Annotated in this window: 26 protein-coding genes and 1 riboswitch; of the genes, 15 read left to right on the top strand and 11 right to left on the bottom strand. The window is 66.4% G+C overall.

Annotation, left to right across the window (positions count from 1 at the left end; genetic code table 11):
* Positions 1-11 precede the first annotated feature (11 nt).
* The 6 genes from ACFO0J_RS07870 to ACFO0J_RS07895 all read right to left on the bottom strand — a co-directional run bounded on the left by ACFO0J_RS07870 (position 12) and on the right by ACFO0J_RS07895 (position 6,030).
* Positions 12-1,745 carry an ABC transporter substrate-binding protein gene (locus tag ACFO0J_RS07870; protein WP_376812520.1) on the bottom strand — a complete coding sequence of 578 codons (1,734 nt, stop codon included), beginning with the start codon at positions 1,743-1,745 and terminating at the stop codon, positions 12-14.
* Between the two features lie 90 nt (positions 1,746-1,835).
* The gene (locus ACFO0J_RS07875) at positions 1,836-2,144 is read right to left on the bottom strand and encodes a DUF2160 domain-containing protein (protein WP_376812521.1); all 309 of its coding nucleotides are present in this window, start codon (positions 2,142-2,144) and stop codon (positions 1,836-1,838) included.
* 30 nt (positions 2,145-2,174) lie between these two features.
* A complete protein-coding gene (locus ACFO0J_RS07880) occupies positions 2,175-2,993 on the bottom strand; it encodes a carbohydrate ABC transporter permease (protein WP_376812522.1) in 819 nt (272 codons plus the stop codon).
* Positions 2,986-3,879: a carbohydrate ABC transporter permease gene (locus tag ACFO0J_RS07885; RefSeq protein WP_376812523.1), complete on the bottom strand. Its 894-nt coding sequence runs from the start codon at positions 3,877-3,879 to the stop codon at positions 2,986-2,988. The genes ACFO0J_RS07880 and ACFO0J_RS07885 overlap by 8 nt, the downstream gene beginning before the upstream one ends.
* Positions 3,876-4,955, bottom strand: coding sequence for an ABC transporter ATP-binding protein (locus ACFO0J_RS07890; protein WP_376812524.1), 1,080 nt, complete (start codon positions 4,953-4,955; stop codon positions 3,876-3,878). The genes ACFO0J_RS07885 and ACFO0J_RS07890 overlap by 4 nt, the downstream gene beginning before the upstream one ends.
* 1 nt (position 4,956) lies before the next feature.
* Complete coding sequence (locus ACFO0J_RS07895; RefSeq protein ID WP_376812525.1) at positions 4,957-6,030, bottom strand: ABC transporter ATP-binding protein; 1,074 nt, start codon at positions 6,028-6,030, stop codon at positions 4,957-4,959.
* Positions 6,031-6,162: 132 nt separating this feature from the next.
* Here ACFO0J_RS07895 and ACFO0J_RS07900 point away from each other — a divergent pair, with 132 nt between their 5' ends.
* Genes ACFO0J_RS07900 through ACFO0J_RS07920 form a run of 5 tightly spaced genes read left to right on the top strand, consistent with a single transcriptional unit; the run spans position 6,163 to position 9,944 of the window.
* Positions 6,163-6,936: a DeoR/GlpR family DNA-binding transcription regulator gene (locus tag ACFO0J_RS07900; protein ID WP_376812526.1), complete on the top strand. Its 774-nt coding sequence runs from the start codon at positions 6,163-6,165 to the stop codon at positions 6,934-6,936.
* 34 nt (positions 6,937-6,970) lie between these two features.
* Positions 6,971-8,464, top strand: coding sequence for a glycerol kinase GlpK (gene glpK, locus ACFO0J_RS07905; protein ID WP_376812527.1), 1,494 nt, complete (start codon positions 6,971-6,973; stop codon positions 8,462-8,464).
* Between the two features lie 60 nt (positions 8,465-8,524).
* The gene (locus ACFO0J_RS07910) at positions 8,525-8,995 is read left to right on the top strand and encodes a TM2 domain-containing protein (RefSeq protein WP_376812528.1); all 471 of its coding nucleotides are present in this window, start codon (positions 8,525-8,527) and stop codon (positions 8,993-8,995) included.
* 8 nt (positions 8,996-9,003) lie between these two features.
* Positions 9,004-9,753 (top strand): lipoyl protein ligase domain-containing protein, encoded by a 750-nt coding sequence (locus ACFO0J_RS07915; protein WP_376812529.1) that lies wholly within the window; start codon positions 9,004-9,006, stop codon positions 9,751-9,753.
* Positions 9,754-9,764: 11 nt separating this feature from the next.
* Positions 9,765-9,944 carry a ribbon-helix-helix protein, CopG family gene (locus ACFO0J_RS07920; protein ID WP_376812588.1) on the top strand — a complete coding sequence of 60 codons (180 nt, stop codon included), beginning with the start codon at positions 9,765-9,767 and terminating at the stop codon, positions 9,942-9,944.
* Between the two features lie 6 nt (positions 9,945-9,950).
* On the opposite strand, the gene ACFO0J_RS07925 is transcribed toward ACFO0J_RS07920, so the two are convergent.
* Entirely contained in the window at positions 9,951-10,961 is a 1,011-nt protein-coding gene (locus tag ACFO0J_RS07925; protein WP_376812530.1) for a saccharopine dehydrogenase family protein, read from the bottom strand.
* Between the two features lie 17 nt (positions 10,962-10,978).
* Complete coding sequence (locus ACFO0J_RS07930; protein ID WP_376812531.1) at positions 10,979-11,986, bottom strand: NAD(P)-dependent oxidoreductase; 1,008 nt, start codon at positions 11,984-11,986, stop codon at positions 10,979-10,981.
* Between the two features lie 202 nt (positions 11,987-12,188).
* Here ACFO0J_RS07930 and ACFO0J_RS07935 point away from each other — a divergent pair, with 202 nt between their 5' ends.
* A complete protein-coding gene (locus ACFO0J_RS07935; protein WP_376812532.1) occupies positions 12,189-12,755 on the top strand; it encodes a TetR/AcrR family transcriptional regulator in 567 nt (188 codons plus the stop codon).
* A gap of 54 nt (positions 12,756-12,809) precedes the next feature.
* On the opposite strand, the gene ACFO0J_RS07940 is transcribed toward ACFO0J_RS07935, so the two are convergent.
* Positions 12,810-14,426, bottom strand: coding sequence for a SulP family inorganic anion transporter (locus ACFO0J_RS07940; protein WP_376812533.1), 1,617 nt, complete (start codon positions 14,424-14,426; stop codon positions 12,810-12,812).
* Positions 14,427-14,612: 186 nt separating this feature from the next.
* On the opposite strand from ACFO0J_RS07940, the gene panD reads away from it, so the two are divergent.
* From panD to ACFO0J_RS07955, 3 genes are all read left to right on the top strand, one after another.
* Positions 14,613-15,026, top strand: a complete 414-nt coding sequence (gene panD, locus ACFO0J_RS07945; RefSeq protein WP_376812534.1) for an aspartate 1-decarboxylase — start codon at positions 14,613-14,615, stop codon at positions 15,024-15,026.
* A gap of 156 nt (positions 15,027-15,182) precedes the next feature.
* Positions 15,183-15,275: riboswitch (TPP riboswitch) on the top strand.
* A gap of 53 nt (positions 15,276-15,328) precedes the next feature.
* Complete coding sequence (locus tag ACFO0J_RS07950; RefSeq protein WP_376812535.1) at positions 15,329-16,594, top strand: purine-cytosine permease family protein; 1,266 nt, start codon at positions 15,329-15,331, stop codon at positions 16,592-16,594.
* Between the two features lie 107 nt (positions 16,595-16,701).
* Positions 16,702-17,142 (top strand): nucleoside deaminase, encoded by a 441-nt coding sequence (locus ACFO0J_RS07955; RefSeq protein ID WP_376812536.1) that lies wholly within the window; start codon positions 16,702-16,704, stop codon positions 17,140-17,142.
* A gap of 96 nt (positions 17,143-17,238) precedes the next feature.
* Here the strand turns inward: ACFO0J_RS07955 and ACFO0J_RS07960 are convergent, their stop codons facing one another.
* Positions 17,239-19,518, bottom strand: coding sequence for a nitric-oxide reductase large subunit (locus tag ACFO0J_RS07960; RefSeq protein ID WP_376812537.1), 2,280 nt, complete (start codon positions 19,516-19,518; stop codon positions 17,239-17,241).
* Positions 19,519-19,713: 195 nt separating this feature from the next.
* Between ACFO0J_RS07960 and norR the strand changes: the two genes are divergently transcribed.
* The 6 genes from norR (at position 19,714) to ACFO0J_RS07990 (ending at position 26,056) form a co-directional block, all read left to right on the top strand.
* A complete protein-coding gene (norR, locus tag ACFO0J_RS07965; protein WP_376812538.1) occupies positions 19,714-21,318 on the top strand; it encodes a nitric oxide reductase transcriptional regulator NorR in 1,605 nt (534 codons plus the stop codon).
* 106 nt (positions 21,319-21,424) lie between these two features.
* Positions 21,425-23,215 carry an ABC transporter ATP-binding protein/permease gene (locus ACFO0J_RS07970; protein ID WP_376812539.1) on the top strand — a complete coding sequence of 597 codons (1,791 nt, stop codon included), beginning with the start codon at positions 21,425-21,427 and terminating at the stop codon, positions 23,213-23,215.
* A gap of 7 nt (positions 23,216-23,222) precedes the next feature.
* Positions 23,223-23,600, top strand: coding sequence for a SirB2 family protein (locus ACFO0J_RS07975; protein ID WP_376812540.1), 378 nt, complete (start codon positions 23,223-23,225; stop codon positions 23,598-23,600).
* A 38-nt stretch (positions 23,601-23,638) separates the two neighbouring features.
* Entirely contained in the window at positions 23,639-24,538 is a 900-nt protein-coding gene (locus ACFO0J_RS07980; protein ID WP_376812541.1) for a LysR substrate-binding domain-containing protein, read from the top strand.
* Complete coding sequence (locus ACFO0J_RS07985) at positions 24,525-25,709, top strand: DUF3734 domain-containing protein (RefSeq protein WP_376812542.1); 1,185 nt, start codon at positions 24,525-24,527, stop codon at positions 25,707-25,709. Before ACFO0J_RS07980 ends, ACFO0J_RS07985 begins: the two co-directional genes overlap by 14 nt.
* The gene (locus ACFO0J_RS07990) at positions 25,706-26,056 is read left to right on the top strand and encodes an ArsC family reductase (RefSeq protein WP_376812543.1); all 351 of its coding nucleotides are present in this window, start codon (positions 25,706-25,708) and stop codon (positions 26,054-26,056) included. Before ACFO0J_RS07985 ends, ACFO0J_RS07990 begins: the two co-directional genes overlap by 4 nt.
* Here the strand turns inward: ACFO0J_RS07990 and ACFO0J_RS07995 are convergent.
* Positions 26,053-26,991 (bottom strand): DMT family transporter, encoded by a 939-nt coding sequence (locus tag ACFO0J_RS07995; protein WP_376812589.1) that lies wholly within the window; start codon positions 26,989-26,991, stop codon positions 26,053-26,055. The genes ACFO0J_RS07990 and ACFO0J_RS07995 overlap by 4 nt on opposite strands.
* Positions 26,992-26,996 lie beyond the last annotated feature (5 nt).

A 26,996-nucleotide genomic window follows, 5' to 3' on the forward strand; every position in this document is an offset into this window, starting at 1 on the left:
TCACACTCCCCTCAACGGACGCGGCCTTCTTTCCAGGCCTGCAGCAGAGAATCGTAGGACACGGTTTCCGGCTTCGGATTCTCGTTGGCCAGCTTCTTCCACGGGGCGTGATCGTCGCTGAGCCACTTGGCCGGATCGCTCTTTTCGTTGAGCTTGGGCGCGCAGCGCTTCATGCCGGCACGTTCCAGGCGGGCCATGACCTTGTCCATTTCGCTGGCCAGATTGTCCATCGCCTGCTGCGGCGTCTTTTCCCCGGCGATCGCCTGGGACACGCTGCGCCACCACAACTGCGCGAGCTTCGGATAATCCGGCACGTTGGTGCCGGTCGGAGTCCAGGCCACCCGCGCCGGGCTGCGGTAGAACTCGATCAGGCCGCCGTATTTGTCGGCGTTCTTGGTGAAGTAGTCGCTGTGGATGTCGCTGTCGCGGATGAAGGTCAGGCCCTCGATGGATTTCTTCAGCGAGGTCGTCTTGGCAGTCACGAACTGGGCGTACAGCCAGGCGGCGGCGACCTTGTTCGCGTCATGGTTCTTGAAGAAAGTCCACGAACCCACGTCCTGGTAGCCGTTCTGCATGCCGTCCTTCCAGTAGGGACCGTGCGGCGCCGGCGCCATGCGCCACTTGGGCGTGCCGTCCTCGTTGACCACCGGCAGGCCTTTCTTGGTCATGTCCGCCGTAAAAGCGGTGTACCAGAAGATCTGCTGGGCGATCTCGCCCTGGGCCGGCACGGGGCCGGATTCGGAAAAGGTCATGCCCAGCGCCGTCTTGGGCGCGTATTTCTTCATCCAGTCGATGTACTTGGTCAGCGCGTAGACGGCGGCCGGCGAGTTGGTCGCCCCGCCGCGCGCCACGGACGCGCCCACCGGCGTGCACTTGTCGTCGGCCACACGGATGCCCCACTCGTCCACCGGCATGCCGTTGGGGGTGCCCTTGTCGGCCGACCCCGCCATCGACAGCCACGCGTCGGTGAAGCGCCAGCCCAGGGACGGATCCTTCTTGCCGTAATCCATGTGCCCGTAGATGGGCTTGCCGTCCAGGGTCTTGATGTCCTCGGAGAAGAACTTGGCGATGTCCTCGTAGGCGGTCCAGGTGACCGGCACGCCCAGCTCGTAGCCGTACTTGGCCTTGAACTTCTCTTTCAGGTCGGGCCGGTTGAACAGGTCGTAGCGGAACCAGTACAGATTGGCGAACTGCTGGTCGGGCAACTGGTACATCTTGCCGTCCGGCGCCGTGGTGAAGGACGTGCCGATGAAGTCCTTCAGGTCCAGGCCCGGGTTGGTGTAGGCCTTGCCGTCGCCTTCCATATAGTCGGTGAGCGACAGGACTTCGCCATAGCGATAGTGCATGCCGATCAGGTCGGAATCGGAAATCCAGCCGTCGTAGATGGACTTGCCCGACAGCATCGAGGTCTGCAGTTTTTCAACCACGTCGCCTTCCTGGATCAGATCATGGTTGACCTTGATCCCGGTGATTTCCGTGAAGGCCTTGGCCAGGACCTTGGATTCGTATTCGTGGGTGGTGATGGTCTCGGAGACCACGTTGATTTCATTGACGCCCTGCGCCTTGAGCTTGGCGGCGGCATCGATGAACCACTGCATTTCCGCCATCTGCTGATCCTTGCTCAGCGTGGAAGGCTGGAATTCGGTGTCGACCCACTTCTGGGCCTCGGCGGGGCCGGCCCAGGCGGCCTGGCTTCCCAGGGCGCAGGCGACGGCCAGCGCCAAGGCGGTGTGGCGGAATTTCATCGTGATCTCCTCTTGTGGACTCCCCTGCCCTGTCTGCCGGCGCCGCCCGGGGAAATAGGCCGGCGCCGGAAATGCGTAAAAACGGTTTTGTCAGGCTTTGCGCATGATGAACGCCAGCACCCCCATGGACAGCACGAAGCTGATCCAGACAGAGGGCTCCTCATCCAGCGAGAACCATTCCATCAACGTCTCGCCCAGCCCGAGAAAGGCCAGATTGATGTACGCGGCCGCCAGCAGGCCGATGAACAGGCGGTCGCCGCGCGTGGTCGCCATGGGCAGAAAACCCTTGCGCAGCACCGTGGGCGAACGGATTTCCCAGACCGTCATGCACGCCAGCATCAGCACGATGCAGATGAAGAACACGGCGGTGGGGGTGGTCCAGACCATCCAATTGAACATGGCGTATTCCTAGTATTCCTGTTGGGCCATTCAGACCCGGCCCATCGCGAAGCCCTTCGCGATGTAGTGGCGCACGAACCAGATGACGATGGCGCCCGGCACGATGGTGAGCGTGCCGGCTGCCGCCAGGGTGGCCCAGTCCATGCCCGAGGCCGAAACGGTGCGGGTCATGATGGCCACGATGGGTTTGGCATCCACGCTGGTCAGCGTGCGCGCCAGCAGCAGCTCCACCCAGCTGAACATGAAGCAGAAGAAGGCCGCCACCCCGACCCCCGACTTGATCAGCGGCAGGAAGATCGTCAGGAAGAAGCGTGGGAAGCTGTAGCCGTCGATATAGGCGGTCTCGTCGATTTCGCGCGGGATGCCGCTCATGAAGCCTTCCAGGATCCAGACCGCCAGCGGCACGTTGAACAGCAGGTGCGCCGAGGCCACGGCCCAATGCGTATCCATCAGCCCCAGCGTGGTGTAAAGCTGGAAGAACGGCAGCAGGAACACGGCGGGCGGCGTCATGCGGTTGGTCAGCAGCCAGAAGAACACATGCTTGTCGCCCAGGAAGGAATAGCGCGAAAACGCGTAGGCCGCAGGCAAGGCCACGGCAATCGCCATGATCATGTTCAGGCAGACGTAGATCAGGCTATTGACGTAGCCCATATACCAGGACGGGTCGGTCAGGATCAGCCGGTAATTGTCCAGCGTGAATTCACGGGGGAACAGAGAAAATTCGGCCAGGATGCCCTGATTGGTCTTGAAGCTCATGACCACCATCCAGTAGATGGGGAGCAAGGCAAACACCAGATACAGGATCAGAAAGACGGTGCGCTTGCGCGGCAGGAACGAACGGTCAGTCATGGGCGGCCTCCGCATCCCGGGTGCCGACGCGCAGCATCCAGTTGTACAGCACGAAACAGAACATCAGGATGATCAGGAAATAGATCAGGGAAAAAGCGGCGGCAGGCCCCATGTCGAACTGGCCGATGGCCTTTTGCGTCAGGTACTGGCTGAGGAACGTCGTGGAATTGCCCGGCCCGCCGCCCGTCAGCACAAACGGTTCGGTGTAGATCATGAAACTGTCCATGAAGCGCAGCAGCACGGCGATCATCAGCACGCCGCGCATCTTGGGCAACTGGATGTAGCGGAACACCGCCCATTTGCTGGCGCCGTCGATGCTGGCGGCCTGGTAATAGGCCTCGGGGATGGATTGCAGGCCGGCGTAGGCCAGCAGCGCCACCAGCGGCGTCCAGTGCCAGATATCCATCAGCAGCACGGTCAGCCAGGCGTGGACGGGATTGCCGACGTAGCTGTAGTCCAGTCCCAGGCGGGCCAGCGTCCAGCCGAACAGGCCGATGTCGGTGCGGCCGAAGATCTGCCAGATGGTGCCCACCACGTTCCAGGGAATCAGCAGCGACAGGGACACGATCACCAGCACGGCCGAGGCCCGCCAGCTGCGCGCCGGCATGGACAGGGCCAGCATCACGCCCAGGGGGATTTCAATCGCCAGCACGGCGCCGGAGAACAGCAGCTGGCGCCACAAGGCGGCGTGCAGGTCTTCGTCGCGCATGATGGCCGTGAACCACTCGGTGCCGACGAACACCGCATTGTCCGGCGAGATGATGTCCTGGACCGAGTAATTGACCACGGTCATCAGCGGGATGATGGCAGAAAACGCCACGCACAGAATCACCGGCAGGATCAGCCACCAGGCCTTTTGATTGACGGGTTTGACGGTCGCGCTCATTCGACAAGCTCCTCGTCGCGGTAATAGCGGGTATGGGGGCCGACCAGCGCCAGGCGCACGGCCGCGCCGACGGCGGGCGGCACGGCGTCGGCCGGCAGATGGACTTTGACTTCCTGGTCGCCGACCCGAGCGCCGAGCAGCTGGCGGGTGCCCACGTGGCGCACCTGGGTGACCGTGGCCGGCACCGTGTCCGCGTCACCCTCGGACGCCAGGCACAGGTATTCGGGCCGGATGCCCAGGGTCAGCGGCCCGGCCGGCAGCGCCACCCCCTCCGGGCGGCCCAGGCGCTGTTCGCCCAGCCAGAGCGCGCCGTCCGCACGCGCCTCGACCGGCAGCAGATTCATGCCGGGCGAGCCGATGAAGTGGCCGACAAAGGTGTGGCGCGGGCGTTCGAACAGGTCCGCCGGGGCGCCCTGCTGCACCACCCGGCCGCGCGCCATCACCAGCACCTGATCGGCAAAGGTCATGGCCTCGACCTGGTCGTGGGTCACGTAGATCAGCGTCAGGCCCAGTTCGTGGTGGATCTGCTTGAGCTTGCGGCGCAGTTCCCATTTCAGGTGGGGATCGATCACCGTCAGGGGCTCGTCGAACAGCACCGCCGAGACGTCCGGACGCACCAGCCCGCGTCCCAGAGAAATTTTCTGCTTGGCGTCGGCCGCCAGATTGGCCGCACGCTGATCGAGCTGGGCGGACAGGTCGAGCATTTCGGCAATGCGCCCGACCCGCTCGCGGATCCGGTCGGCCGGCACCTTTCGGTTGCGCAGGGGAAACGCCAGGTTTTCGCCCACCGTCATGGTGTCGTAGATGACGGGAAACTGGAACACCTGGGCGATGTTGCGTTCCTGGGGCGTGGCGCGGGTGCGATCCACGCCGTCGAAACGGATGGCGCCATGCGACGGCGTGACCAGACCCGAGATGATGTTGAGCATGGTGGTCTTGCCGCAGCCCGACGGCCCCAGCAAGGCGTAGGCTCCGCCGTCCTCGAAGGTGATGTCCAGCGGCAGCAGCGCATAGTCGGCGTCGGAATGGACCGTGCGCGCGTAGCTGTGCGCCAGTTGAAGTTCGATGCGCGCCATGTCAGGCCTCCTGCGCCAGGGGCGCCCGCAGCAGGGATTCGTCCGGCCCGAACACATAGGCCCGGCGGCTGGAGAAATGCAGGGTGACGGCGTCGCCCAGGCCGTGATGCTGGACGCCCGGCACCTGGGCCACCAGACTGCCGACAGGCGTGTCGGCGTGGACGAAGGTGGCGGAGCCGGAGATTTCGGCCAGTTGGACCCGTCCCGGAATCCGGCAGTCGCCGCCCTGGTCGGTCAGCGACAGGTCGGCCGCGCGCAAGCCCACGGTCACGTCGCCGTCGGGCACGTCCTGGCCGGCCGGCAGGTTCACTTCGGTCAGGGCGCGCAGGCTGACCGCCGCGCGGTCGGCGCGGGCCGCCAGGAAATTCATGGGGGGATCGCTGAAGGCGCGCGCCACCCGGATCGACGCGGGCCGACGGAACACGTCCAGCGTGGGGCCGTATTGCAGCAGCTCGCCCTGATCCAGCACGGCCGTATAGCCCCCGAGCAGCAGCGCCTCGCCGGGTTCGGTCGTGGCATAGATGACGGTGGAGCGGCCCTGCTCGAACAGCGTGCCCAGTTCCTCGCGCAGTTCTTCGCGCAGCTTGTAGTCCAGATTGACGAGCGGTTCGTCCAGCAGCATCAGGGGCGCGTCCTTGGCCAGGGCGCGCGCCAGGGCGACGCGCTGCTGCTGGCCGCCGGACAGTTCAGCGGGCAGGCGGTCCAGAAATTCGTCGATATGCAGGGAGCGCGCGATTTCACGCACCCGGGACATGGCATCGGCTTCACCGCGCAGCCGCAGCGGCGAGGCAATATTGGCGGCAACCGTCATGGACGGGTAATTGATGAACTGCTGATACACCATGGCGACGTTGCGGTGGCGCACCGGCAGGCCGGTGACGTCGATGTCGTCGACCAGGACGCGGCCCGTGGTGGGCGCATCCAGGCCGGCCATCAGCCGCATCAGGCTGGTCTTGCCCGCGCGGGTCACCCCCAGCAGGACTGTGACCGCGGATTCGCGCGGCGCCAGATCCAGGGGGTGCAGCCAGGTTTCGGCGCCGACTTTCTTGCCGACGCGCGCCAGCTTGAGTTGCATGGACCCTTACTCCAAAAGTTCCTTTTTGTGAATTATTGTTCGTTTTTACTCTTTTTTCTGTCCATATAAACCCTAGGATTTTTTCTTTTCCTTTCGCTGTACAGTGTGCCGGTCATGACAAAAGCTGATTCCATGCACCCCAATCCTCGTCAGATCAAGCTGCTCAACCGCCTGCAGGGCTCGGGTTCCTGCAGCCTGGAGACCCTGGCCGGCGACCTGGACGTCACGGTCCAGACCGTCCGCCGCGACGTCCAGCGCCTGGCCGAGGCCAACCTGCTGGTCCGCTTCCACGGCGGCGTCCGGCTGCCCAATTCGACCATCGAGAACATCGCCTACCGCCAGCGCGCCCAGTTGCATGCCGGCGAAAAGGAACGCATCGCCCAGGCCATCGCCCGCGAAATCCCCAACGACTGTTCGCTGCTGATCAATATCGGCACCACCACCGAAGCCATCGCACGCGCCCTGTCCAACCATACGGGGCTGCGCATCATCACCAACAACGTCAACGTGGCCTACACCCTGGGCCGGCAGCCCGGCTGCGAAGTCATTCTGGCCGGCGGCAGCGTGCGCCCCCGCGATCTGGGCATCGTGGGAGAGGCCACGGTGGAATTCATCCGCCAGTTTCGCGCCGACATCGCCCTGATGGGGATTTCCGGCATCGAGGCCGACGGCACGCTGCGCGACTACGACTTCCGCGAGGTCAAGGTGTCCCAGGCCATCATGCAGTCGGCCCGGGAAGTCTGGATGGCCGCCGACACCAGCAAGTTCCACCGGCCGGCCATGGTCCGGCTGGGGGAGCTGTCCCAGATCGGCCGCCTGTTCACCAACGCCCGCCCCCCGGAGCCCTTTCCCGGCCTGCTCAAGGCCGCCGGCGTGGACTGCGTCATCGCTCCCGAAGATATCTAGGGCCCGTTCACACGCACCAAGGAGTCGCGAAGGCATGACTTACCTGCTCGCCCTGGACCAGGGCACTTCCAGCACCCGCAGCATCGTCTTTGACCGCCAGGGCCGCATCGTGGGCCTGGCGCAGCGCGAATTCACCCAGCACTACCCCCAGCCCGGCTGGGTCGAACACGATCCCCTGGAAATCTGGCAGACGCAGCGCGACACGATCGCCGAGGCCCTGCACCGGGCGGGCATCGCCGCGCGCGACATCCGCGCCATCGGCATCACCAACCAGCGCGAGACCACCGTGGTCTGGGACCGCCGCACCGGGGAACCGATCCACCACGCCATCGTCTGGCAGGACCGGCGCGCCGAGCCGACTTGCGCGGAACTGCGCGCGCAGGGCCTGGAACCCGAGATCCTGCAACGCACCGGCTTGCGCATCGACGCTTATTTTTCCGCGACCAAACTGAAGTGGATCCTGGACCACGTGCCCGGCGCGCGCGCCCGCGCGCAGGCGGGCGAGCTGCTGTTCGGCACCATCGACAGTTGGCTGATCTGGAAACTGACCGGCGGCCGCCATCACCTGACCGACGTCAGCAACGCGGCGCGCACCATGTTGATGGACGTGCACACCAACACCTGGGCCCCGGAACTGCTGGACCGGCTGGACGTGCCGGCGCGCATGATGCCGGACATCCTGCCCTCTTCGGCGGATTTCGGCGCCGCCGACCCGGATATTCTGGGCTGCGCCGTGCCGATCTGCGGCGTGGCCGGGGACCAGCAGAGCGCCCTGTTCGGCCAGGCGTGCTTCCGCCCCGGCATGGCCAAGAACACCTACGGCACGGGCTGCTTCATGCTGATGCACACGGGTGAACAGTTCCAGGTGTCCGGCAACGGCCTGGTGACGACCAGCGCGGCGCAGCCCGACCGCCTGCCTGCCTACGCCCTGGAAGGCAGCGTGTTCGTGGGCGGCGCCGTGGTGCAGTGGCTGCGCGACGGCTTGCGCGCTTTTGTGCGCAGCGGCGACATCGAGGAACTGGCCCGCAGCGTGCCGGATTCGGGCGGCGTGATGTTCGTGCCCGCCTTCACCGGCCTGGGCGCGCCCTGGTGGGATCCCGAGGCGCGCGGCACCATCACCGGCCTGACGCGCGGCACCACCATGGCCCACATCGCCCGGGCCGCCCTGGAGAGCATCGCCTACCAGAGCGCCGCGCTGCTGCACGCCATGAGCCGCGACGCCCAGGAAGCCGGCGCGGCGCCGCTGCGCGAACTGCGCGTGGACGGCGGCGCCTGCGTCAACGACCTGCTGATGCAGTTCCAGGCGGACCTGCTGGGCATCCCCGTGCTGCGTCCCACCATGGTCGAGACCACGGCGCTGGGAGCGGCCTTTCTGGCCGGCCTGCAGGCAGGCGTCTACGCCGACCTGCAGGAACTGGAATCGCTGTGGCGCGTCGAACGGCGCTTCGAGCCGGCCATGCCGCGCGACGAGGCGGCCGGACGCCTGGCCGAATGGGATCACGCAATCCGCCAGGCCTGCGCGCGCTGAACGCCCGCATTCCCGATAGAATGAGGCTTGGCGCCCGCGCGGGCTTCACAAGGGACCTCCGTGCTGAAGAAACTGATCCTGATCGTAGCGATCTTCCTCGTCATCCTGCTCGCCCTGAGCTTCGGGGAAACCGTCTTCGGCGAAGTCTTTGCCTGGATTTCGTCCCTGACGGGCGTGCTGATCCGTAATTTCGGCGACCTGTATTACGCCGCAGCGGACTATCTGCGCGCCCACACCGGCAAGGTGCTGCTGGCGCTGGCCCTGACCGTCCCTGCCAGCCTGTGGATTCTGCGTTCGCGCGGCGAGACCCTGGGCCGCCCGGCCAGCCAGCGCAAGATCGCCATCGTGCTGGCCCTGTTCCTGGGCTGGCTGGGCGCGCACCGCTTCTACCTGGGCCAGGTCGGCTGGGGCCTGGGCCTGCTGGTCCTCTGCTGGATCTTCCTGCCCCTGGCCGTGGTGCTGGGCCTGATCGACGCGATCCGCTATCTGTTCATGGACGAAGAGACCTTCGCGGCGACCCAGCTTTCTTAGAGGCTTGCTTGACTGACACGTATCGCCTGCTGGACGCCGACCCCGCCGCCGGGCCGCTGGCCGACGAAGTCCTGCTGGCCCCGGCCGCCCGGGAGCCCGTGGCCTGTCTGTGGACCGCGGCGCCGGGGCTGGTGGTGCCGCGCACGTATGCGGCCCGCCCGGGGTTCGCGGCCGTCCAGGCCGACTTCGCGGCCCGGGGCTGTCCCGTTCACGTACGCCAATCGGGCGGCGGCGTGGTGCCCCAGGGACCCGGCATCCTGAATCTGAGCCTGGCGCAGGTCTTCGCCGGCCGCCCCCTGGACCATTCCGAAGCCTTCTACCGGCACCTGTGCGCGCTGATCGGCGACACGCTGGCCGCCTTCGGCATCGAAACCCGGGCGCAGGCGGTCGAGGGCTCGTTCTGCGACGGCAGGTACAATCTGGCCGTGCCGTCCCCGACCCGCAAAATCGCAGGCACCGCACAGGTCTGGCGGCGCATTCCGGGGCACGCGCCCGACCGCCACGTGGGACTCGTCCACGCCCTGATCCTGGTGCAAGGCGATCCTGCGGAACTGACGGCGCGCGCCAATGCGCTGGAAGCCGCGCTGGGTTCGGCCCGCCGCTACGACGCGGACCGCACCGAGACGCTGGACCGCCTGCTGCCGCCGGCCGAACGCCCGGATTTCCCGGCGGCCCTGAAAGCCCGATTACAAGAAACCCTGCGGACCCGACTGCCGCTGCCGGCCACGACGCCGGCCCGACCGAGACCCGAACCATGAGCCCGCCCCCGCTGGAAAACAAGACCGCCCGCCTGACGGTGCTGATCGACCCCAACAAGAAGAAAGCCTTCGAACAGCTCTGCGCCACTCAGGACCTGACGCCGTCGCAAGTGGTGCGGCAACTGATCCGGGAATACCTGGCCCGGCACGACGTGGACTGGACGCCCAGCAAGCCGCGCGCCCGGCCATAGCGCCTTTCATGCATCCGGCCCCACCTCCTGGCCGATCGAGACGCCGAATGACCTCAGCCGATCCATGAAGTGGTCGGTATCCATCACGCTCTCCGGGAAATAAAGCCCGGCGGGCGGCGGCGGGCCGCCGACAAGACCCAGCATGGTTTCCACGGCGACGGCTATGCCGCGCGCGCTGAGCGCGGCATAGCCGTCGCCGTCGATCAGCGCGTAACGATGGCGGCCGTGGCTGCCGTCGAGCGTCTTCCCCTCAATCTCGATGACGACCTCGTGAGACGGTTTCCCACCCGCCCTGCTGCTCTGCGTCGGCCCCTGGGCGGCATCCACGCGGATCGAACCTTGCGGCATCACCGAAGCCAGGCTGAGCACGTCGAGCAGGCCGACGGCCTGCCCCTCGTGCCGCACACCGCCGGGCCCCGTGATCGGCCGGTCGTCGGACGCCGGACTGTCGCCCCAGCGCCATGCGCCCCGCTCCAGGATCAGCGAGGGAGGCCCGTCCTCGGCGATATGCGCCATATCCACGGCAGACGCGGGCCCGAACGGATCCTGGGGATCGAATATCAGGCCGATGTCGATCCGATCGACGGACTCGAAGCCTTTGGCGAAATGAAGCGCCGCCAGCGCGGGAACGCCGCCAATGCCGTGGCCCAGCAGCATCACCGCGCTATGCGGGTCATGCATGAACCGCGCGGCCAGCGGTCCGATTTCGAACGGCGCATCCGACAAGGCCAGATAGGGGATCTTCATCCCTTGCGCATAGCGCATCGAGTTCAGCGACAGGTCCCGAAGCGCGGTGACCACCGCGCTGTACTCGCGGCCGGCGGGCAGTCCCAGGTCGGTCCGCCCCAGATCGACGGAGACCGCGCTTGCCGCTCCGATCTCCAGGGCCAATGTTTCCGCCGCCTGCAGGTTCCTGCCGGCGATCGTAATGGGCAGAGCCGGGTGCAGCCGCCGCAACATCCGGGCGACTCCGCTGCCCAGGCTGCCGTAGCCCCCCAGGATCAGCACGGGCGCCATTGTATTCGTATCCGTATTCATTGGATATGCGCTCCCACCGGTTCGTCCTGCCGCGCCATGCGCGCCCCAAACTCCGACATGCGGCTCACATAATAGGCAGGGTCGATCAGCAGCTCGGGCATGTACAGGCCAGGCGCCACCGGATCGTCTCCTCTGGCACCGACCAGCCGCTCTACCGCCAGGGCCGCCCCGAGACCGGTCAGCGGCGCCTGGCCGGCGGGATGGACGATCTGATGCACGCTGCGCGCGCGCGATCCCGTGGCCAGGATGCCGTCGACCGTGATCTGCATTTCCGTCGAGAAGGCTTCCCCGCGCCGCCTGGAAGCCGATTCCCCCACGACCAAATCCAGCCGGATGTTGCGCGCATTCGTCGCGGCGGCCAGGCTGATGATGTCGAAAGGCGCATAGGCATCCGCCTGCCGGACCACGCCGTCGATGCCGCGCACCTCGGTTTTCGCATCATCGCCCTTGACCCAGGCAAACCGGCCCTCCTTCAGGACCAGCGCGGCGGGGCTGCTGCCAACGATCCGCTCATAATCCGCGTGCGCCGCAGGACCGCCCAGATCCATTTCATCCACGAGCACGCCAAGGTGTATTTCATCGATCTCGCGATACTCCCGGGCGAGCAGCAGCGCGGGCATCAGCGACGCCCCGGCCAGCCAGTGCCCGGCCAGGTAGATCGGCGCCTTGCCGGGTCCATGAATGAACTGGGCGACCTCCAGCCCGATCTCGAACGTGCTGCTGGACAGGCAGATGAACGGCGTCCCCTGCCGCTGCGCATAACGCATCGCATTGAGCCTGTCGTCCTTCAAGAAGATGACGATGGCGCTGTAGCGCGATCCGGCGGGCAGGCCCAGGTCCTGCCGCGTCAGGTCGACGGCGACGGCCGCCGCATGGCCCACTTCATCGGCCAGCGCCTGCGCGCGGGCCAGGCTGCGCCCCGCGATGGCCAGGGGCAGCGTGGGATGAAGCTGGCGCAGGATTCGTACCGCATGCGCGCCGACGACGCCGGCGCCTCCGATCATCAATACAGGAAAAGGATGGTCTGTCATGGTGAAATATCGTCCAGGAGAAAGAAGAAAGGGGGACTGCCGTAACCTACCATTAGTAAGTTACTGTTGGTAGGTTATACTCTCATCCACGAAACGTCAAGCGCTCCGCGCATGCCTCCCGCCCACTGATCGACAAAGACAAACGCCGCCCATGAAAAAACACGCCACATCCAGAATGACGAAGGCCGACAGACGGCAACAACTGCTGGACACGGCCATGGAGATCGTCCGCGACCACGGCACGGATGCGCTCACGCTGGGCGCGCTGGCCGAATCGGCGGGGGTGAGCAAGCCGGTGGCCTATGAACACTTCGGGACGCGAGCCGGCCTGCTGACCGCGATGTACCGGCAAATCGACGCCAAGCAGGTCCGGGTGCTGCTGGACGCTCTGGCGCAATCCCCGAAACGGCTGGCGGACATCGCCCGGATCGTCGGCAACGCCTACATGAACTGCTACGTCACAGTGGGCCCGGAATGGCACGCCCTGTCAGCCGCCCTGAAAGGCGACGATCAGATGGAGACGGTCCAGCAGGAGCTGGTCGACGGGTACGTGGCCATTTACCAGGAGGCGCTGGCGCCGTTCACCCGCCTGCCCGACGATACCTTGCGGCTGCGCTGCATCGGCATTTATGGCGCGGGCGAGGCGATTGCGCGGGACATGATCCGGGGAAGGACGAGCCTCGGAACCGCGGCGTCGAACCTGACGGCCCTGATCATCAGCGCGGTCGGTGAACCGGCCTGATCGACGAAGCGGGGGGAACCGACGCGCGGCCGGTCCGGCCATCGGCTTGGCGGTCTAGCCGGCCGCCCGTCCCACCGCGTCCAGCGCCGCCGCCAGGTCAGGCTGAAAGTCCCTCCCGCCCAGGCGGGACAAGGTTCCCATGCGGTTCAGCTTGGCGCGGATGCGGGCGTCGGCGCCGCACAGAATCACGCGCATACCGCGCACATGCGCGGCCGCGATCTCATCATCCAGCGCCTGCAGCGCCGTGGCGTCGGCGAACGGCGCCTGATCCAGGCACAGAATCAGCACGTCTGCGGGTTCGGCCCGAAATGCCGCCCGCAGGGGCTCGACCGCCGCAAAGAACAGCGGCCCCCGGACCCTGAGCGCGCGGATGCGCGGGCCGTTTTCCGGAACCGCATCCGGGATCGCCACCGGCGCCACGTCCACGCTGGCGGCCATGCGGCGCAGAAAATGCAGGACCGACAGCACGATGCCGATATTGACCGCCACGACCAGGTCGGCAAAGACCGTCAACAGCAGCGTCAGGCCCAGGATGACGGCGTCGGCGCGCGGCGCGTGCCGGACCAGGCGCACCACACGGTGCGCCTCGCTCATGTTCCAGGCGACGACGAACAGAATCGCGGCCAGGGTGGCCAGGGGAATATTGCGCGCCAGGGGCGCCAACACCAGCAGCACCAGCACCAGCACCAGGGCATGCACCACGCCGGCCAGGGGCGCGGTGCCGCCGCTGCGGATGCTGGTGGCGGTCCGGGCAATGGCGCCCGTGGCCGCGATCCCGCCGAACAGGGGGCTGATTACATTGGCCAGGCCCTGGCCGAACAGTTCGGCGTTCGAGTCATGCCGCGTCCCGGCCATATTGTCGGAGACCACGGCCGACAACAAGGATTCGATGGCGCCCAGCAAGGCGATGGTGAACGCCGGACCGATCAGCGGCACGATCCGGTCCAGCCCGCTGTCGGGCCACTGCGGCATCGGCAAGCCGCGCGGCAACTCACCAAAGGTGCTGCCGATGGTGGCCAGTTGCGGGAACTGGCACAGCCCCTGCAGCAGCGTCGCTGCGACCAGGGCCAGCAACGGGCCGGGGACCCGCCGCAGCACCGATACCCGCCGAGGCAGCAGCACCAGCGCCAGCGACCCGAAGCCGAATGCAGTGGTCACCCAATCCAGGTTGGGCAGATTGCGCAGCAGGAACCAGAGCTTTTCATGGAAGAACTGTCCGGGCACCGCCGGCAGGCCGAAGAAGGCCTGCCACTGCCCGACCCAGATGATGATGCCGATCCCGGCCGTGAAGCCCAGGATCACCGGCAGCGGAATGTAGCGGATCACGCCCCCCAGGCGGGCCAGGCCGAAGGCGCACAGCATCAGGCCCGCCATCAGGGTGGCCAGTTGCAGGCCCGCGACCCCGTGTTCGGCGACGATGCCCGACAGAATCACGATGAAGGCCCCCGTGGGGCCGGCGATCTGCGTCCGGCTGCCGCCGAACAGGGACACCACCACCCCCGCCACGATGGCGGTGTACAGGCCCTGTTCCGGCTTGACCCCGGAGGCGATTGCGAAGGCCATGGCCAGCGGCAAGGCCACCACGCCGACGATCAACCCGGCAACGATATTGCCGGCCCAGTGTCTGGGAGCCCACAGCCCGGCTTTCCAGGCTTCCCGTGCAGCAAACATACGATCTTTTCCCGAACCCCATACCCGAATGCGGCGCCCGTGCCGCCCCTGCGGATCACGGCCTCATCCGATGATCATCTTATTATAATGAGACGCACATACCAGAGGTGATTTCGGCACAAGGACTGATGCTGCAGTGCAACGCGCTAGAATGCTGGCTGCTCAATTTCCTCCTCTGGATTCCAAGTGAGAAAAATCGTCCGCGCCAAACTGCATGGCATTCGCGTCACCGGGGCTGACCTGGATTACCACGGCTCCATCACGCTGGACCCCGACCACTGCGAAGCCGCCGGCATCCTGCCCATGGAATTCGTGGACATCTGGAACAAGAATTCGGGCGCGCGCATCAGCACCTACGTGATCTACGGTGAGCGCGGCTCGCGCTGCTGCATTCTGAACGGCGCTGCGGCGCGCACCTGCCAGCGCGGCGACGAAGTCATCATCGCCAACTCGGAATACATCCAGGAGTCCGAACTGGAACACATCAAGCCGGTGGTGCTGACCTTCCACCCCGACAACAGCGTGCGCGAACACCTGGGCTATTCCGTCGGCCGCGACGCGCAAGGCCGGCTGAGCTTCGAGATCGTGCACTTCGACTGATCCGCGCCCCATTCGGCCGGATCATGTCGTTGGGTCGCCTCGCCGTGCAATCAGCACTGTCTTCGGCTTCCCGTCTCGTGCTCCGGCCGAAGAGGGCACGGATACTTGCCCCCCGGCCAGACCGATCCTACAATCGAACCCGATACACCGATTACCGAGCCTCGCTAGGGGTGCCGCCGCGGCGGCTGAGACAGTCCCTTCGAACCTGATTGAGATCATCCTCGCGCAGGAAAGCAGCTCGCACCGGCGGCTGCTCGTCCTCCGCCCGCGTCTGCCTCCTGCCTTATTCCGACCGGCACGCCATGCAGACCTCCGCTCCCCTCGCCTCCTCCGCCCCCGAACGCGTGTTCGGCTGGCACGATCATGCCGCCCTGTGGTTCAGCCTGGGCGTCGGCTTGCTGGTGATGCAGGTCGGCGCCTACCTGGTGCCGGCCCTGGGCACGCGCGACGCCCTGATCGCCGTGGTCGCAGGCTCGATCCTGGGCGCCGGCCTGCTGGCCTGGGTGGCCCGCCTGGGCTGCGACAGCGGCCTGTCCAGCGCGGGTCTGATCCACGCCGTCTACGGTCAGCGCTTCGCCCGGCTGCCCGTGCTGCTGAACATCGTGCAGTTGCTGGGCTGGGCGACCTTCGAACTGGTCGTGATGCGCGACGGCACCATCGCCATCGCCCGGCAGGCCCTGGACATGGACATGGGGCTGGTGCTGCCCACGCTGTTCTGGGGACTGGTCGTCCTGGCGCTGCTGCGCGGCTCCATGATCACCCTGGTGCGGCGCATCGTCAGCCGCATCGGCCTGCCCCTGGTGATCCTGTCGCTGATCTGGCTGACCGCCCAGTTCGCCCTCAAGCTGGATACCGACGGGCTGCAGGCCCTGTGGCAGCGCGCCGGCGACGGCAGCATGAATGCCTTCCAGGCGCTGGATCTGGTGATCGCCATGCCGGTGTCCTGGCTGCCGCTGGTCGCGGACTACGCCCGGCATGGCCGCAGCAGCCGGGGCGCCCTGGGCGGCACCTGGCTGGGCTATGCAATCGCCAACATCTGGTGCTACGCGCTGGGCGTGCTGGTGATCACCGTGACCGGCCCGGAACTCGACATGGTGGCCGCCCTGCTGCTGGCGCAAGGCGGCCTGGTGGCCCTGGGCCTGATCCTGATCGACGAACTGGACAACACCTACGGCGACTTGTATTCGGGCTCCGTGTCCGCCCACAGTCTGTGGCAAGGGATGAACCTGAAGACCTGGGGCACGATTCTGGCCGCGGTCTCGATCGGGCTGGCGATGGTGCTGCCCATGCATACGCTGGAACCGTTTCTGCTGACGCTCAGCTCGGTCTTCGTGCCGCTGTTCGGCACCATCCTGGGCCGTCTGGGCACGCAGCCCGCCCGCCTGACCGAGGCGCCGCGCGCGCTGCACGCCGCTCCGGCGCTGATCTGGATCCTGGGGATCGCGGTTTACCACGCCCTGGCGCAGTGGGCGCCGCAATACGGCAGCGCCCTGCCGACGCTGCTGCTGACCTGCGCGCTGGGAGCGCTCAGCGCACGGGCCGGGGCGCGGACTGCGCAGGCGGCCTGATCCCCCTGGACGTCTGAAGGCGGCCTTCGGACCGCCTCCCCCGGGTTCCCCCGCGGTCCCGCTGCCCGTATGATGCAGGCATCAAGGACTTTCCGGGAGACGGAACCATGAACGACCCCTTCATGCGGGCGGCCATCGAAGAAGCACGCCAGGGACTGGCTGAAGGCGGCATCCCCATCGGCTCGGTGATCGTCTATCGCGGCGAGATCATCGGCCGGGGCCACAACCGGCGCGTGCAAAAAGGCAGCGCCATCCTGCACGGCGAGATGGACGCGCTCGAGAACGCCGGCCGCCGCACGGCCGACGTCTACCGCGAATCCACGCTCTACACCACCCTGTCGCCGTGCCCGATGTGCAGCGGGACGATCCTGCTGTACGGCATCCCCCGGGTGATCATCGGCGAGAACCAGACCTTCATGGGCGAAGAAGAACTGCTGCGCTCGCGCGGCGTCGGGATCGAGGTCCTGCAGGATCCGGAATGCCTGGAACTGATGCGCCGCTTCATCGCCGAACAGCCGCACCTCTGGAACGAGGACATCGGGGTCTGAGGCGCGGGCGCGGACGCACCATGAAAAAGCCCGCCTCCTTTGGAGGCGGGCCAGGCCGGGGGTCCGTTTCGGGCCCCCTTTGCAAGACGGGATTGCTTATGCGCGCTGCGCGGCCAGACCGGCATCGGCGGCCGGGGCAGCCTTGCTGTCGAACAGCGCGGTCACGACCTGCCACATCACGCCCAGGCCGCCGACGATGAACACCACGTCGCCGAAGGTCCGGACCCAGCGCAGGGTCTGCAGGATCTCCTGCTGCATGAAGGTCTCGCCACGGGCCCACCAGACACCCACGCTGTAGCTGGCGTGGAACTGCATCAGGCCGATGGGCAGCAGGCTCAGGGAGATCATCATCACCAGGCCCAGGTTCATGCCCCAGAAAGAGGTCTTCATCAGGCTTTCATTGAACTGCATGTTGGGACGCAGGTAGCGCAGCACGAACAAGGTGAAGCCCAGCGCCAGGAAGCCGTACACACCGAACAGCGCCGCGTGCGCGTGGACTGCCGTGGTGTTCATGCCCTGGATGTAGTAGAGCGCGATCGGCGGGTTGACCATGAAGCCGAACACCCCGGCGCCGAACATGTTCCAGAAGGCCACGGCGACGAAGAACTTCAGCGGCCAGCGCAGGTTTTCCATCCACGGGGCGCGTTCCTTCAGGCGCCAGTTTTCCCAGGCTTCATAGCCCAGCACGACCAGCGGCACGACTTCCAGCGCGCTGAACGAGGCGGCGATGGCCATGATCGGCGTGGTGGTGCCCGAGAAGTACAGGTGGTGCAGCGTGCCCGGCGTACCGCCCAGCATGAACAGGATGGCCGCGCTCAGGCTGGCGATCGTGGCGCCGCGCTTGGACACCAGACCCATGGTCGAGAAGATGAAGGCCAGCGCCGTGGTGGCGAACACTTCGAAGAAGCCTTCGACCCACAGGTGCACCACCCACCAGCGCCAGTATTCCATGACGGAGAGGTGAGTCTTTTCGCCGTAGGCCAGGCCGGCGCCGTAGAACAGGCCGATGCAGATCACCGAGGCGCTGAACAGGGCCAGCAGGTTCTTGTCGCCGTCCTTTTGCTTGAGCGCCGGCACGATGCCGCGCAGCATCAGGAACAGCCAGAACACGATGCCCAGGAACTTGCCGATCTGCCACAGACGGCCGAGCTCGACGTATTCATAGCCCTGATGGCCGAGCCAGAAGTTCCATTCGGCCGGGAGCCAGTGGGCGATCGCCGCGAAGTTGCCGGTGAACGAACCCACGACCACCAGGATCAGCGCCCAGAACAGGACGTCCACGCCGAGCTTCTGGTGCTTGGGGTCCTTGCCGCCGTTGAGGATCGGCACCAGGAACAGGCCGGCGGCCAGGAACCCGGTGGCGATCCAGAACAGGGCCGCCTGGATGTGCCAGGTGCGCACCAGGGAATACGGCAGCCATTCGGACACGTTGATGCCATAGAAGGTCTGCCCTTCGACGGTATAGTGCGCCGTGAAGCCGCCGATGAAGATCTGCGCGACGAACAAGGCCACGACCAGGAACAGGTACTTGCCCAGGCCGCGCTGCGAGGCGGTCAGCGGGATCTGCAGCAGCGGATCGCGCGCCGGCGCGGGGCCGTCGTCGTGCTCCTTGCGCGTGAAGGCCCAGCCCCAGACCAGCAGGCCCACGCCCGCGATCAGGATGATGACGCTCATGACGGACCAGATGATGTTTTCCGCCGTCGGCACGTTGTCGATCAGCGGCTCATGCGGCCAGTTGTTGGTGTAGCTGGATTCCATGTCCGGCCGGTTGGTCGAGGCGGACCAGGCCGTCCAGAAGAAGAAGTTCGCCAGACGGGCGCGGGCTTCCGGCGAAGGCAGCGTGCCTTCCTTCATGGCGAAGTGCTTGCGCGACTCGTGCAGGGAGGCGTCGTCGCCGAACAGCTTGTCGTAGTACACCGCCGTCTGGGCGATGGCCTGGGCGCGCCGGTCGGACACCGTGACGGCGCCGGTAGCGGCGTCATAGGTGTTCTTGCGGTATTCTTCCTTCAGGCGGCGCTGCAGCATGGCCTGGGCGTCCCCGTCCAACTGGGCGAAATTCACCCCGGACTTTTCCTGCGCAGCCAGATCCAGCCAGGCGGACAGTTCACGGTGCAGCCAGTCGGCGGTCCAGTCCGGCGCCTGGTAGGCGCCGTGCCCCCAGATCGAGCCGACCGTCATCCCGCCTGCCGACTGCCAGGCGCTCTGGCCGTCCAGGATCTGGGTTTCGGTCATGAGGACCTTGCCGTCAGCCGTGACCACCTGGGCCGGGATGGGGGGCGCCTGGTTGTAGACCTCTTTGCCCATCCATCCCAGGATGCCGAATGCCACTATCAGAACGCCGATCAGCGTCCACCATAACTTCTTGTACTCACCCATTCTGCGCTCCTTCTGCAGCCGCGAGAGGTTCTGGATACGACGCCGGAATGGCGCCACGTTCATTGCTTCACTTTTCTTCAAGCAATAATCGTGCCAACTTCATTACCTAGGGAAACTACTGATATAGATCAAAAGCGGTATTTTTTACCCTCCACGCCAGGGTGAAAAATACCGTTAAATGGTATAAATCACCCCATGGAAACCACACTCCTGGACGATCTGTCCGCCGACCTGCCCGACGGCGTACGCCTGCAACGCGCCGCCACGACCATCCGCCAGGCCTTTGCCTGCGACGCGGTCGGCCTGCTGGTGCTGGACGCGGCCGACACCCTGCACCTGGTTGCCGCCTCCGGCCTGGCCCACGAAGCCCTGGGGCGGCGCTTCATCGTCGCCCAGCATCCACGCTTTGCCACCATCCTGGCGCGCCGGGAGCCCACCTGGTTCGATCCCCAGAGCGTGCTGCCCGACCCCTATGACGGCCTGCTGGACGACCGCAAAGGTTCCCCGCTGCCGGTGCACGACTGCATGGGCCTGGCGCTGTACCGGCAAGACCGCCCCTGGGGCATCATCACGCTGGATGCGCTGACGACCGGCACTTTTGACGCAGCGGCGCACGAGCGCTTGCAGCGGCTGGGCCTGATCCTGCAAGCCGCCGTGCGGGTCACCGACCTGGAACGGGAAAACCGCCAGCTGCGCCAACTGGGCAGCACGCAGCAAGGGCTGGAGCGCATCGGCGAAGCCACCGAGATCCTGGGACGCAGCGAGGCGATCCAGTCGCTGCTGCACGAACTGGACCTGGTGGCCGATTCCGACCTGCCCATTCTGCTGCTGGGCGAAACCGGCGTGGGCAAGGATCTGTTCGCCCGGCGCCTGCACCGCCATTCGCGCCGCAGCCAGCAGGCCATGATCCAGGTGAACTGCGCCGCGCTGCCCGAGTCCCTGGCCGAAAGCGAGCTGTTCGGCCACGTCAAGGGCGCCTTCTCGGGGGCGACATCCGATCGCCCCGGACGTTTCGAGGCCGCCCAGGGCGGCACCCTGTTCCTGGACGAGGTCGGAGAGCTGCCGCTCAGCCTGCAGGCCAAGCTGCTGCGCGTGCTGCAAAACGGTGAAATCCAGCGGCTGGGCACGGACCAGGTGATCAAGACCGACGTGCGCATCATCGCCGCCACCAACCGCGACCTGAAGGCCAACACCCAGGCGGGGCTGTTCCGCACCGACCTGTACCACCGCCTCTCGGTCTACCCCATCCCGATCCCGCCGCTGCGCGAGCGCGACCGCGACGTCCTGATCCTGGCCGGCCATTTCCTGGAGTTCAGCCGCGCGCGCCTGGGACTGCGCGGGGTGCGCCTGTCCTACGAGGCCGAGCGCGCGCTGCGCCAATATCCCTGGCCCGGCAACGTGCGCGAACTGGAGCACGTGATCAGCCGCGCCGCGCTGAAGATGCTCAGCCGCGGCGCCTCGCGCGATCAGGTGCTGACCATCGGCCCGGAACTGCTGGACCTGGACGTCGGCGAGCCCGAAGCCCCGTCCGAGGCCCCAGCCGGCGCCCGCGCGCCGACCGGCCTGCGCGCCCCGGGAGGCGACACGCCGGCGCCGCAGTCAGACCCCAGGCCCGCCGACGAAATCCCGCCGCTGCGCGACAGCGTCGATGCCTGCCAGCGCCAGGCCATCGGCGAAGCCCTGGCCGCCCACCACGGCAACTGGGCCCAGGCCGCGCGCACGCTGGGGCTGGACCCCAGCAATCTGCACAAGCTCGCCCGCCGCCTGGGCATGAAGCACGAGCCCGGCGCGATGTGCTGAGCCCGGGCGCAGGAACTATTCCGCAGCGCCCCGCCTCCAACTACAATCCTTTCGCCCGGCCCATTTTGGCGGGCGCCTCCGATCCTCCCTCAAGGAACCGCGTCCCATGCAATGGCAAGACCTTCTGATCGAAAGCGGCCTGTGGCTGGCCAAGGCGTATGCGCTCACTCTGCTGGTCGGTATTGCCACGGTCTGGGGCCTGTCGCGCTTCACGCGCTGGGGGCGGCAGTTCCGGCGCCTGAGCGCCGGCTATTTTTCTCTGCGCCGCAGTTGGAAACCCCTGGCCGGCGTCTCCCTGATCCTGCTGCTGACGCTCGCAGCCGTCCGCCTGGATGTGCTGTTTTCCAATTGGTACAACACCATGTACAGCGCGCTGCAGAAGCTGGACGAGCCCGGTTTCTGGGCGGCCATGCTGTTGTTCGCGCTGCTGGCCGCCGTGCACGTGGTCCGCTCGCTGTTCGATTTCTACGTGCAGCAGGCCTTTGTCGTGCATTGGCGCGAATGGCTCAATGAGCAGTTGCTGAGCCGCTGGATGCAAGGGCAGGCCTACTACCGTTCGCAATCGCTCAGTCACCTGGCCGACAACCCGGACCAGCGGATCCAGCAGGACATCACCAATTTCGCCCAGACCTCCATGACCCTGGCCGTCGGGCTGATCAACGCGCTCGTGTCCACCATCGCCTTCACCGCGATTCTGTGGAACCTGTCCGGCCCCATGACCGTACTGGGCCACGAGATCCCCCGGGCCATGGTGTTCCTGGTCTTCATCTACGTGTTCCTGGCCACCATCCTGGCCATCTGGATCGGCAAACCGCTCATCCGGCTGAATTTCCTGAACGAAAAACTGAACGCCGACTACCGCTACGCCCTGGTGCGGGTGCGCGAATACGCCGAAAGCATCGCCTTCTACCGAGGCGAACGCGTCGAGGGCCGGACGCTGCGGCACGGCTTCGCGCGGGTGATCGGCAATGCCTGGGACATCATCTACCGGTCCCTGAAGTTCCTGGGCTTCAACTTCGTCGTGACCCAGACCGCCGTGGTCTTTCCCTTCATCCTGCAAGCGGCGCGCTTCTTTTCCAAGCAGATCAGCCTGGGCGACCTGATCCAGACCGCCCAGGCCTTCGGCCGCCTGCAGGACAATCTGTCCTTCTTCCGCAACATCTACGACAGCTTCGCCACGTACCGCGCCACGCTGGAGCGTCTGGCCGGATTCGACGACACCATCGACGCGGCCCGGGCCATGAAGCTGCCTCACACGCACCAGGACGGCGGCCGCCTGGCGCTGCTGGGCGTCACCGTCAACCGCCCCGACGGCCATGCGCTGATCCGGGATCTGAACCTCGAAGTCACCCCCAGCCAGCCGCTGCTGGTACGCGGCCCGTCGGGCGCAGGCAAGACCACGCTGCTGCGCATGCTCGCCGGCATCTGGCCGCACGGCTCGGGCGAAATCATCCGCCCGGACACGTCCGCCCTGTTCCTGGCCCAGAAGCCCTACCTGCCCCTGGGCACCCTGCGCCAGGCGCTACACTATCCCCAGCCCGCCGACTCGGTCCCGCCCGGCCAGGACGAAGCCATCCTGGACCGCGTGCAACTGGGCCATCTGCACGACCAGCTCGACGTCGAGGACGACTGGAGCCGCATCCTGTCCCTGGGTGAGCAGCAACGCCTGGCCTTCGGCCGCCTGCTGATCGCAAAACCCCAGGCTGCTTTCCTGGACGAAGCCACGTCCGCCATGGACGAGGGCCTGGAAGACGCCATGTACCGCCTGCTGCGCGAACAATTGCCGGACGCCCGGATCATCAGCGTGGGGCACCGCAGCACGCTGCGCCGGCACCACGGCGCCGAACTGTCGCTGCAAGGCGAAAGCGGCGGCTGGACTTTAAACCCGATCGAATAAGGACCCCATGAACTACTATCTGCCTATCAAGCACCTGCACGTCACCGCCGTCAGCCTGAGCATCATCCTGTTCGTCATCCGGGCCTATTGGTCCGTCACCGGCTCGGCCCTGCTGCAGCACCGCCTGGTGCGCATTCTGCCGCACGTGATCGATACCGTGCTGCTGACCTGCGGGGTGATCCTGGCGGCCATGATCGGCCCCGAACAGCCCTGGATCCTGACCAAGATCGTGCTGCTGATCGCCTACATCGGCGTGGGCACCTACGCCATCAAGCGCGGCCGTACGCCCAAGGCGCGGCTGATCGCCGCCGTCTGCGCCGTGGCGATCTTCGCCTACATCGTAGGCGTGGCGCTGACCAAGAACCCGGCCTCCTGGTTCGCATGATATAAATAAAATTTATATCATTCGGAGGCCCGTTTTCCATGCTCGGCCTCAGCATCCGCCAGCTTGAAGTCTTCGTCGCGGTCGCCACGACCGGGGGCGTGCGCCAGGCCGCCGACCAGCTCCACCTGACCCAGCCCGCCATCAGCATGGCGCTGGGCGAACTGGAACGCCAACTGGGCGCCGCCCTGTTCGACCGCGAACGGGGCCGCCTGCGCCTGAACGCCCAGGGGGCGGAACAACTGCCGCTGGCCCGCGAAATCCTGGAGCGCCTCAGCGACATGCAACGCCGCCACCGCGACGCCCACGGCGCCCTGGAGGGCGAACTGCGCATCGGCGCCAGCAACACGGTCGGCAACTACCTGGTGGGGGAACTTCTGGGGCCCATCACGGCCCAACATCCCATGGTGGCCCTGCATCTGACCGTGGACAATACCCGCGACATCACACGCATGCTGCTCGACCATGCCGTCGACATTGCCTGCGTCGAAGGTCCCGTGCACCATGCCCAACTGGAAACCCTGCCCTGGCGCAACGATGCGCTGGTGGTCTGCGCCGCGCCGGCGCACCCGCTGGCGCAACGCGCACGCCTGCAGCCCCGGGATTTCTCGGACGCCCGCTGGATCCTGCGCGAGCGCGGCTCGGCCACCCGCAGCCTGACGGAACAGGCCATGACCGCGCTGCCTCCGGGCCGAATCCTGCTGGAACTGGGTCAGATCGAGGCCATCAAGCAGGCCGTGATCGCCGGCCTGGGCATCGCCTGCCTGCCCTACGCCGCCACCCTGGACGCCGTGGCGACGGGCCGCTTGCGCGTGCTGCGCACGCCCTTTCTGCAACTGGACCGGCGCCTGTCCATCGTGCTGCACCGCAGCCGCTACCGCGGCGCCCTGATCGAAGCCTTTCTGCATTCCCTGGAGACCGGAACCCATGTCCAAGACTGAATCCCGCCCGGCTGCCGCCGCCCAGGCCTATGAAACCCGCGCCCTGGTGCTGCAAGGCGGCGGCGCGCTGGGCGCCTACCAGGCGGGTGTCTACGAAGGCCTGAACGAGGCCGGGATCGAGCTGACCGACCTGGCCGGCATTTCCATCGGCGCGCTGAACGCCGCCATCATCGCCGGCAACCCGGTCGAACAGCGCGTCGAACGGCTGCATGAGTTCTGGAACACCATCTGCCAGCCCTATGTCGGTCCGGCGGCCAATCCCCTGCTGGAACAAAGCCTGTTCCAGGTCAACGACCTGGCGCGCCAGTTTCTGGGGGTGGTCCATGCCGGCAGCGCCCTGATGGTGGGCCAGAAAGGCTTTTTCCATCCGCGTTTCCCACCCGCCGCCCTGTCCGCCGCACTGGACCCGGCCCGCGTCGGCCACTACGACACCCGGCCCCTGAAGGACACGCTGGAATCCCTGTGCGATTTCGACCGCATCAACGACGGCGGGCTGCACGTGTCGGTCGGCGCCGTGAATGTGCGCACCGGCAATTTCACCTATTTCGACAACCGCCGCACCCGTCTGGGGCCGGAGCATTTCATGGCCTCGGGCGCCCTGCCCCCGGCCTTCCCGGCCATCGAGATCGAAGGCGAGTATTACTGGGACGGCGGTCTGGTGTCCAACACCCCGCTGTCCCGGATCCTGGAGCGGAACCTGGCCCGCGACACGCTGGTGTTCCAGGTGGATCTCTGGTCGGCGCGCGGCCCGGTGCCGCGCAGCCTGAGCGAGGTCAGCGACCGCATCCAGGACATCCGCTATTCCAGCCGCACCCGGTTGGTCACCGACCAGATGCGCGCCTACCGCAAAATGCAGCGCCTGCTGCGCGAAGTCCTGGATCAGGTGCCGGCCAGACGGCGCAACGACATCCTGGCCTGCCGGCAGGCCGCCGAACTGGCCAGCGACAAGCGCAGCAACATCATCCACCTGATCTACCGCGACAAACCCTACGAGCAGCATTTCCGCGACTTCCAGTTCGGCCTGGCGACGATGCGGGAACACTGGGCCACGGGCCTGCAGGACATCCGCAGCACCCTGGCCCATCCCCGCTACCTGGCCATGCCCGACAACGAGGCCGGCTTCGTCACCCACGACGTGCACCGCGACGAAATCGAAGAGAACATGAAATGAGCCTGATCCTCTACGGCATTCCCAACTGCGACACCGTCAAGAAAGCCCGCGCCTGGCTGGACGCGCGGCAGCAGCCCTACCAGTTTCACGACTTCAAGAAAGCCGGCGTGCCCGAGGCGCGATTGCCGCAGTGGATCGCCCAGACGGGTTGGGAAAAACTCATCAACCGCCAGGGCACGACCTGGCGCAAACTGCCGCCCGAATTGCAGGCGCAGATCCAGGATGCCGCCGGCGCCACTCGGCTGATGCGGGATCAGGCCAGCCTCATCAAGCGCCCCGTGGTCGAATGGCCCGACGGCAGCGTGACCGTGGGCTTCAACGAGACGGCCTGGGCGGAGAAGCTCTAGCCCTTGACCTTAGGCCGGTGCCCCAGCACCAGGGCTGAAATCGCCACCAGCACCGTACCCGCCACCTGCAGGGTCGTGATCGGCTCGCCCAGGAACAGCCAGGCCAGGAACAGGATCGACACCGGCCCCAGCAGGCCCAACTGGGCCGTCAGCGGCGCGCCGATGCGCGCCACCGACCACATGATCATGAAGGTCGGCAACACCGTGTTGACCGTCGCGTGGATGAGCGACAGGCCGTAGACCGGCCAGCCCTGGTCCAGGCCCGCCACCCCCTTGACCGTGAAAAAGTGCACCATCGTCACCCCGGCCGAGACCGTCATCGCGTAAGCCGTCAGCCGGGTGGCCGTGACCCGCTCGACCAGTTCGCCCGAACCGATCAGGTACATGGCATAGGAAAACGCCGAACCCAGCACGCAGGCCGAACCCAGTACGACATCTTCTCCCGTGATCGACAGGTCGGCCCAGAACACCAGGGCGACCCCGCCGTAGGCCAGGGCCATGGCCAGCCACTGGCGTGCGGCAATGGGCTTGCGCAGGAACCAGGCGGAAAACAGCAGCACGAAGGTCGGCGCCAGGAACAGGATCAGGCGTTCCAGTCCGGCGGAAATGTATTGCAGCCCCAGGAAATCCAGGAGGCTGGACAGGTAATAGCCGATGAAACCCAATACCGCGATGCGCAGGCTGTCGCGCCGGCTCAGCGGTGTCAGCAGGCCTCGGCGCACGCGCCCCATCTGGGTCAGTGCGATGGCGGCAAAAAACGGCAGCGCCAACAGCATGCGAAAACCGATCACATCCAGCGCATCCACCCCGTGCAGGTACAGCAGCTTGGCGACGATCGCCTTGGCTGAGAACAGCACCGCTCCCAGACCCGCCAGCACAAAGCCGGTCCAGAACATGCTGCGGGAGGGTAGCCCCATTTTTACTTGCCTAGTCAGATATT

The organism is Castellaniella hirudinis (assembly GCF_042651965.1).
Classification (GTDB): Bacteria; Pseudomonadota; Gammaproteobacteria; order Burkholderiales; family Burkholderiaceae_B; genus Castellaniella; species Castellaniella hirudinis.

What these genes read in the sequence shown, in the direction of transcription:
- ACFO0J_RS07870 (WP_376812520.1), bottom strand. Translation starts at nt 1,745, where the DNA reads ATGAAATTCCGCCACACCGCCTTGGCGCTGGCCGTCGCCTGCGCCCTG.
- ACFO0J_RS07875 (WP_376812521.1), bottom strand. Translation starts at nt 2,144, where the DNA reads ATGTTCAATTGGATGGTCTGGACCACCCCCACCGCCGTGTTCTTCATC.
- ACFO0J_RS07880 (WP_376812522.1), bottom strand. Translation starts at nt 2,993, where the DNA reads ATGACTGACCGTTCGTTCCTGCCGCGCAAGCGCACCGTCTTTCTGATC.
- ACFO0J_RS07885 (WP_376812523.1), bottom strand. Translation starts at nt 3,879, where the DNA reads ATGAGCGCGACCGTCAAACCCGTCAATCAAAAGGCCTGGTGGCTGATC.
- ACFO0J_RS07890 (WP_376812524.1), bottom strand. Translation starts at nt 4,955, where the DNA reads ATGGCGCGCATCGAACTTCAACTGGCGCACAGCTACGCGCGCACGGTC.
- ACFO0J_RS07895 (WP_376812525.1), bottom strand. Translation starts at nt 6,030, where the DNA reads ATGCAACTCAAGCTGGCGCGCGTCGGCAAGAAAGTCGGCGCCGAAACC.
- ACFO0J_RS07900 (WP_376812526.1), top strand. Translation starts at nt 6,163, where the DNA reads ATGCACCCCAATCCTCGTCAGATCAAGCTGCTCAACCGCCTGCAGGGC.
- glpK (WP_376812527.1), top strand. Translation starts at nt 6,971, where the DNA reads ATGACTTACCTGCTCGCCCTGGACCAGGGCACTTCCAGCACCCGCAGC.
- ACFO0J_RS07925 (WP_376812530.1), bottom strand. Translation starts at nt 10,961, where the DNA reads ATGGCGCCCGTGCTGATCCTGGGGGGCTACGGCAGCCTGGGCAGCGGA.
- ACFO0J_RS07930 (WP_376812531.1), bottom strand. Translation starts at nt 11,986, where the DNA reads ATGATCGGAGGCGCCGGCGTCGTCGGCGCGCATGCGGTACGAATCCTG.
- ACFO0J_RS07935 (WP_376812532.1), top strand. Translation starts at nt 12,189, where the DNA reads ATGACGAAGGCCGACAGACGGCAACAACTGCTGGACACGGCCATGGAG.
- ACFO0J_RS07940 (WP_376812533.1), bottom strand. Translation starts at nt 14,426, where the DNA reads ATGTTTGCTGCACGGGAAGCCTGGAAAGCCGGGCTGTGGGCTCCCAGA.
- ACFO0J_RS07950 (WP_376812535.1), top strand. Translation starts at nt 15,329, where the DNA reads ATGCAGACCTCCGCTCCCCTCGCCTCCTCCGCCCCCGAACGCGTGTTC.
- ACFO0J_RS07955 (WP_376812536.1), top strand. Translation starts at nt 16,702, where the DNA reads ATGAACGACCCCTTCATGCGGGCGGCCATCGAAGAAGCACGCCAGGGA.
- ACFO0J_RS07960 (WP_376812537.1), bottom strand. Translation starts at nt 19,518, where the DNA reads ATGGGTGAGTACAAGAAGTTATGGTGGACGCTGATCGGCGTTCTGATA.
- norR (WP_376812538.1), top strand. Translation starts at nt 19,714, where the DNA reads ATGGAAACCACACTCCTGGACGATCTGTCCGCCGACCTGCCCGACGGC.
- ACFO0J_RS07970 (WP_376812539.1), top strand. Translation starts at nt 21,425, where the DNA reads ATGCAATGGCAAGACCTTCTGATCGAAAGCGGCCTGTGGCTGGCCAAG.
- ACFO0J_RS07975 (WP_376812540.1), top strand. Translation starts at nt 23,223, where the DNA reads ATGAACTACTATCTGCCTATCAAGCACCTGCACGTCACCGCCGTCAGC.
- ACFO0J_RS07980 (WP_376812541.1), top strand. Translation starts at nt 23,639, where the DNA reads ATGCTCGGCCTCAGCATCCGCCAGCTTGAAGTCTTCGTCGCGGTCGCC.
- ACFO0J_RS07985 (WP_376812542.1), top strand. Translation starts at nt 24,525, where the DNA reads ATGTCCAAGACTGAATCCCGCCCGGCTGCCGCCGCCCAGGCCTATGAA.
- ACFO0J_RS07990 (WP_376812543.1), top strand. Translation starts at nt 25,706, where the DNA reads ATGAGCCTGATCCTCTACGGCATTCCCAACTGCGACACCGTCAAGAAA.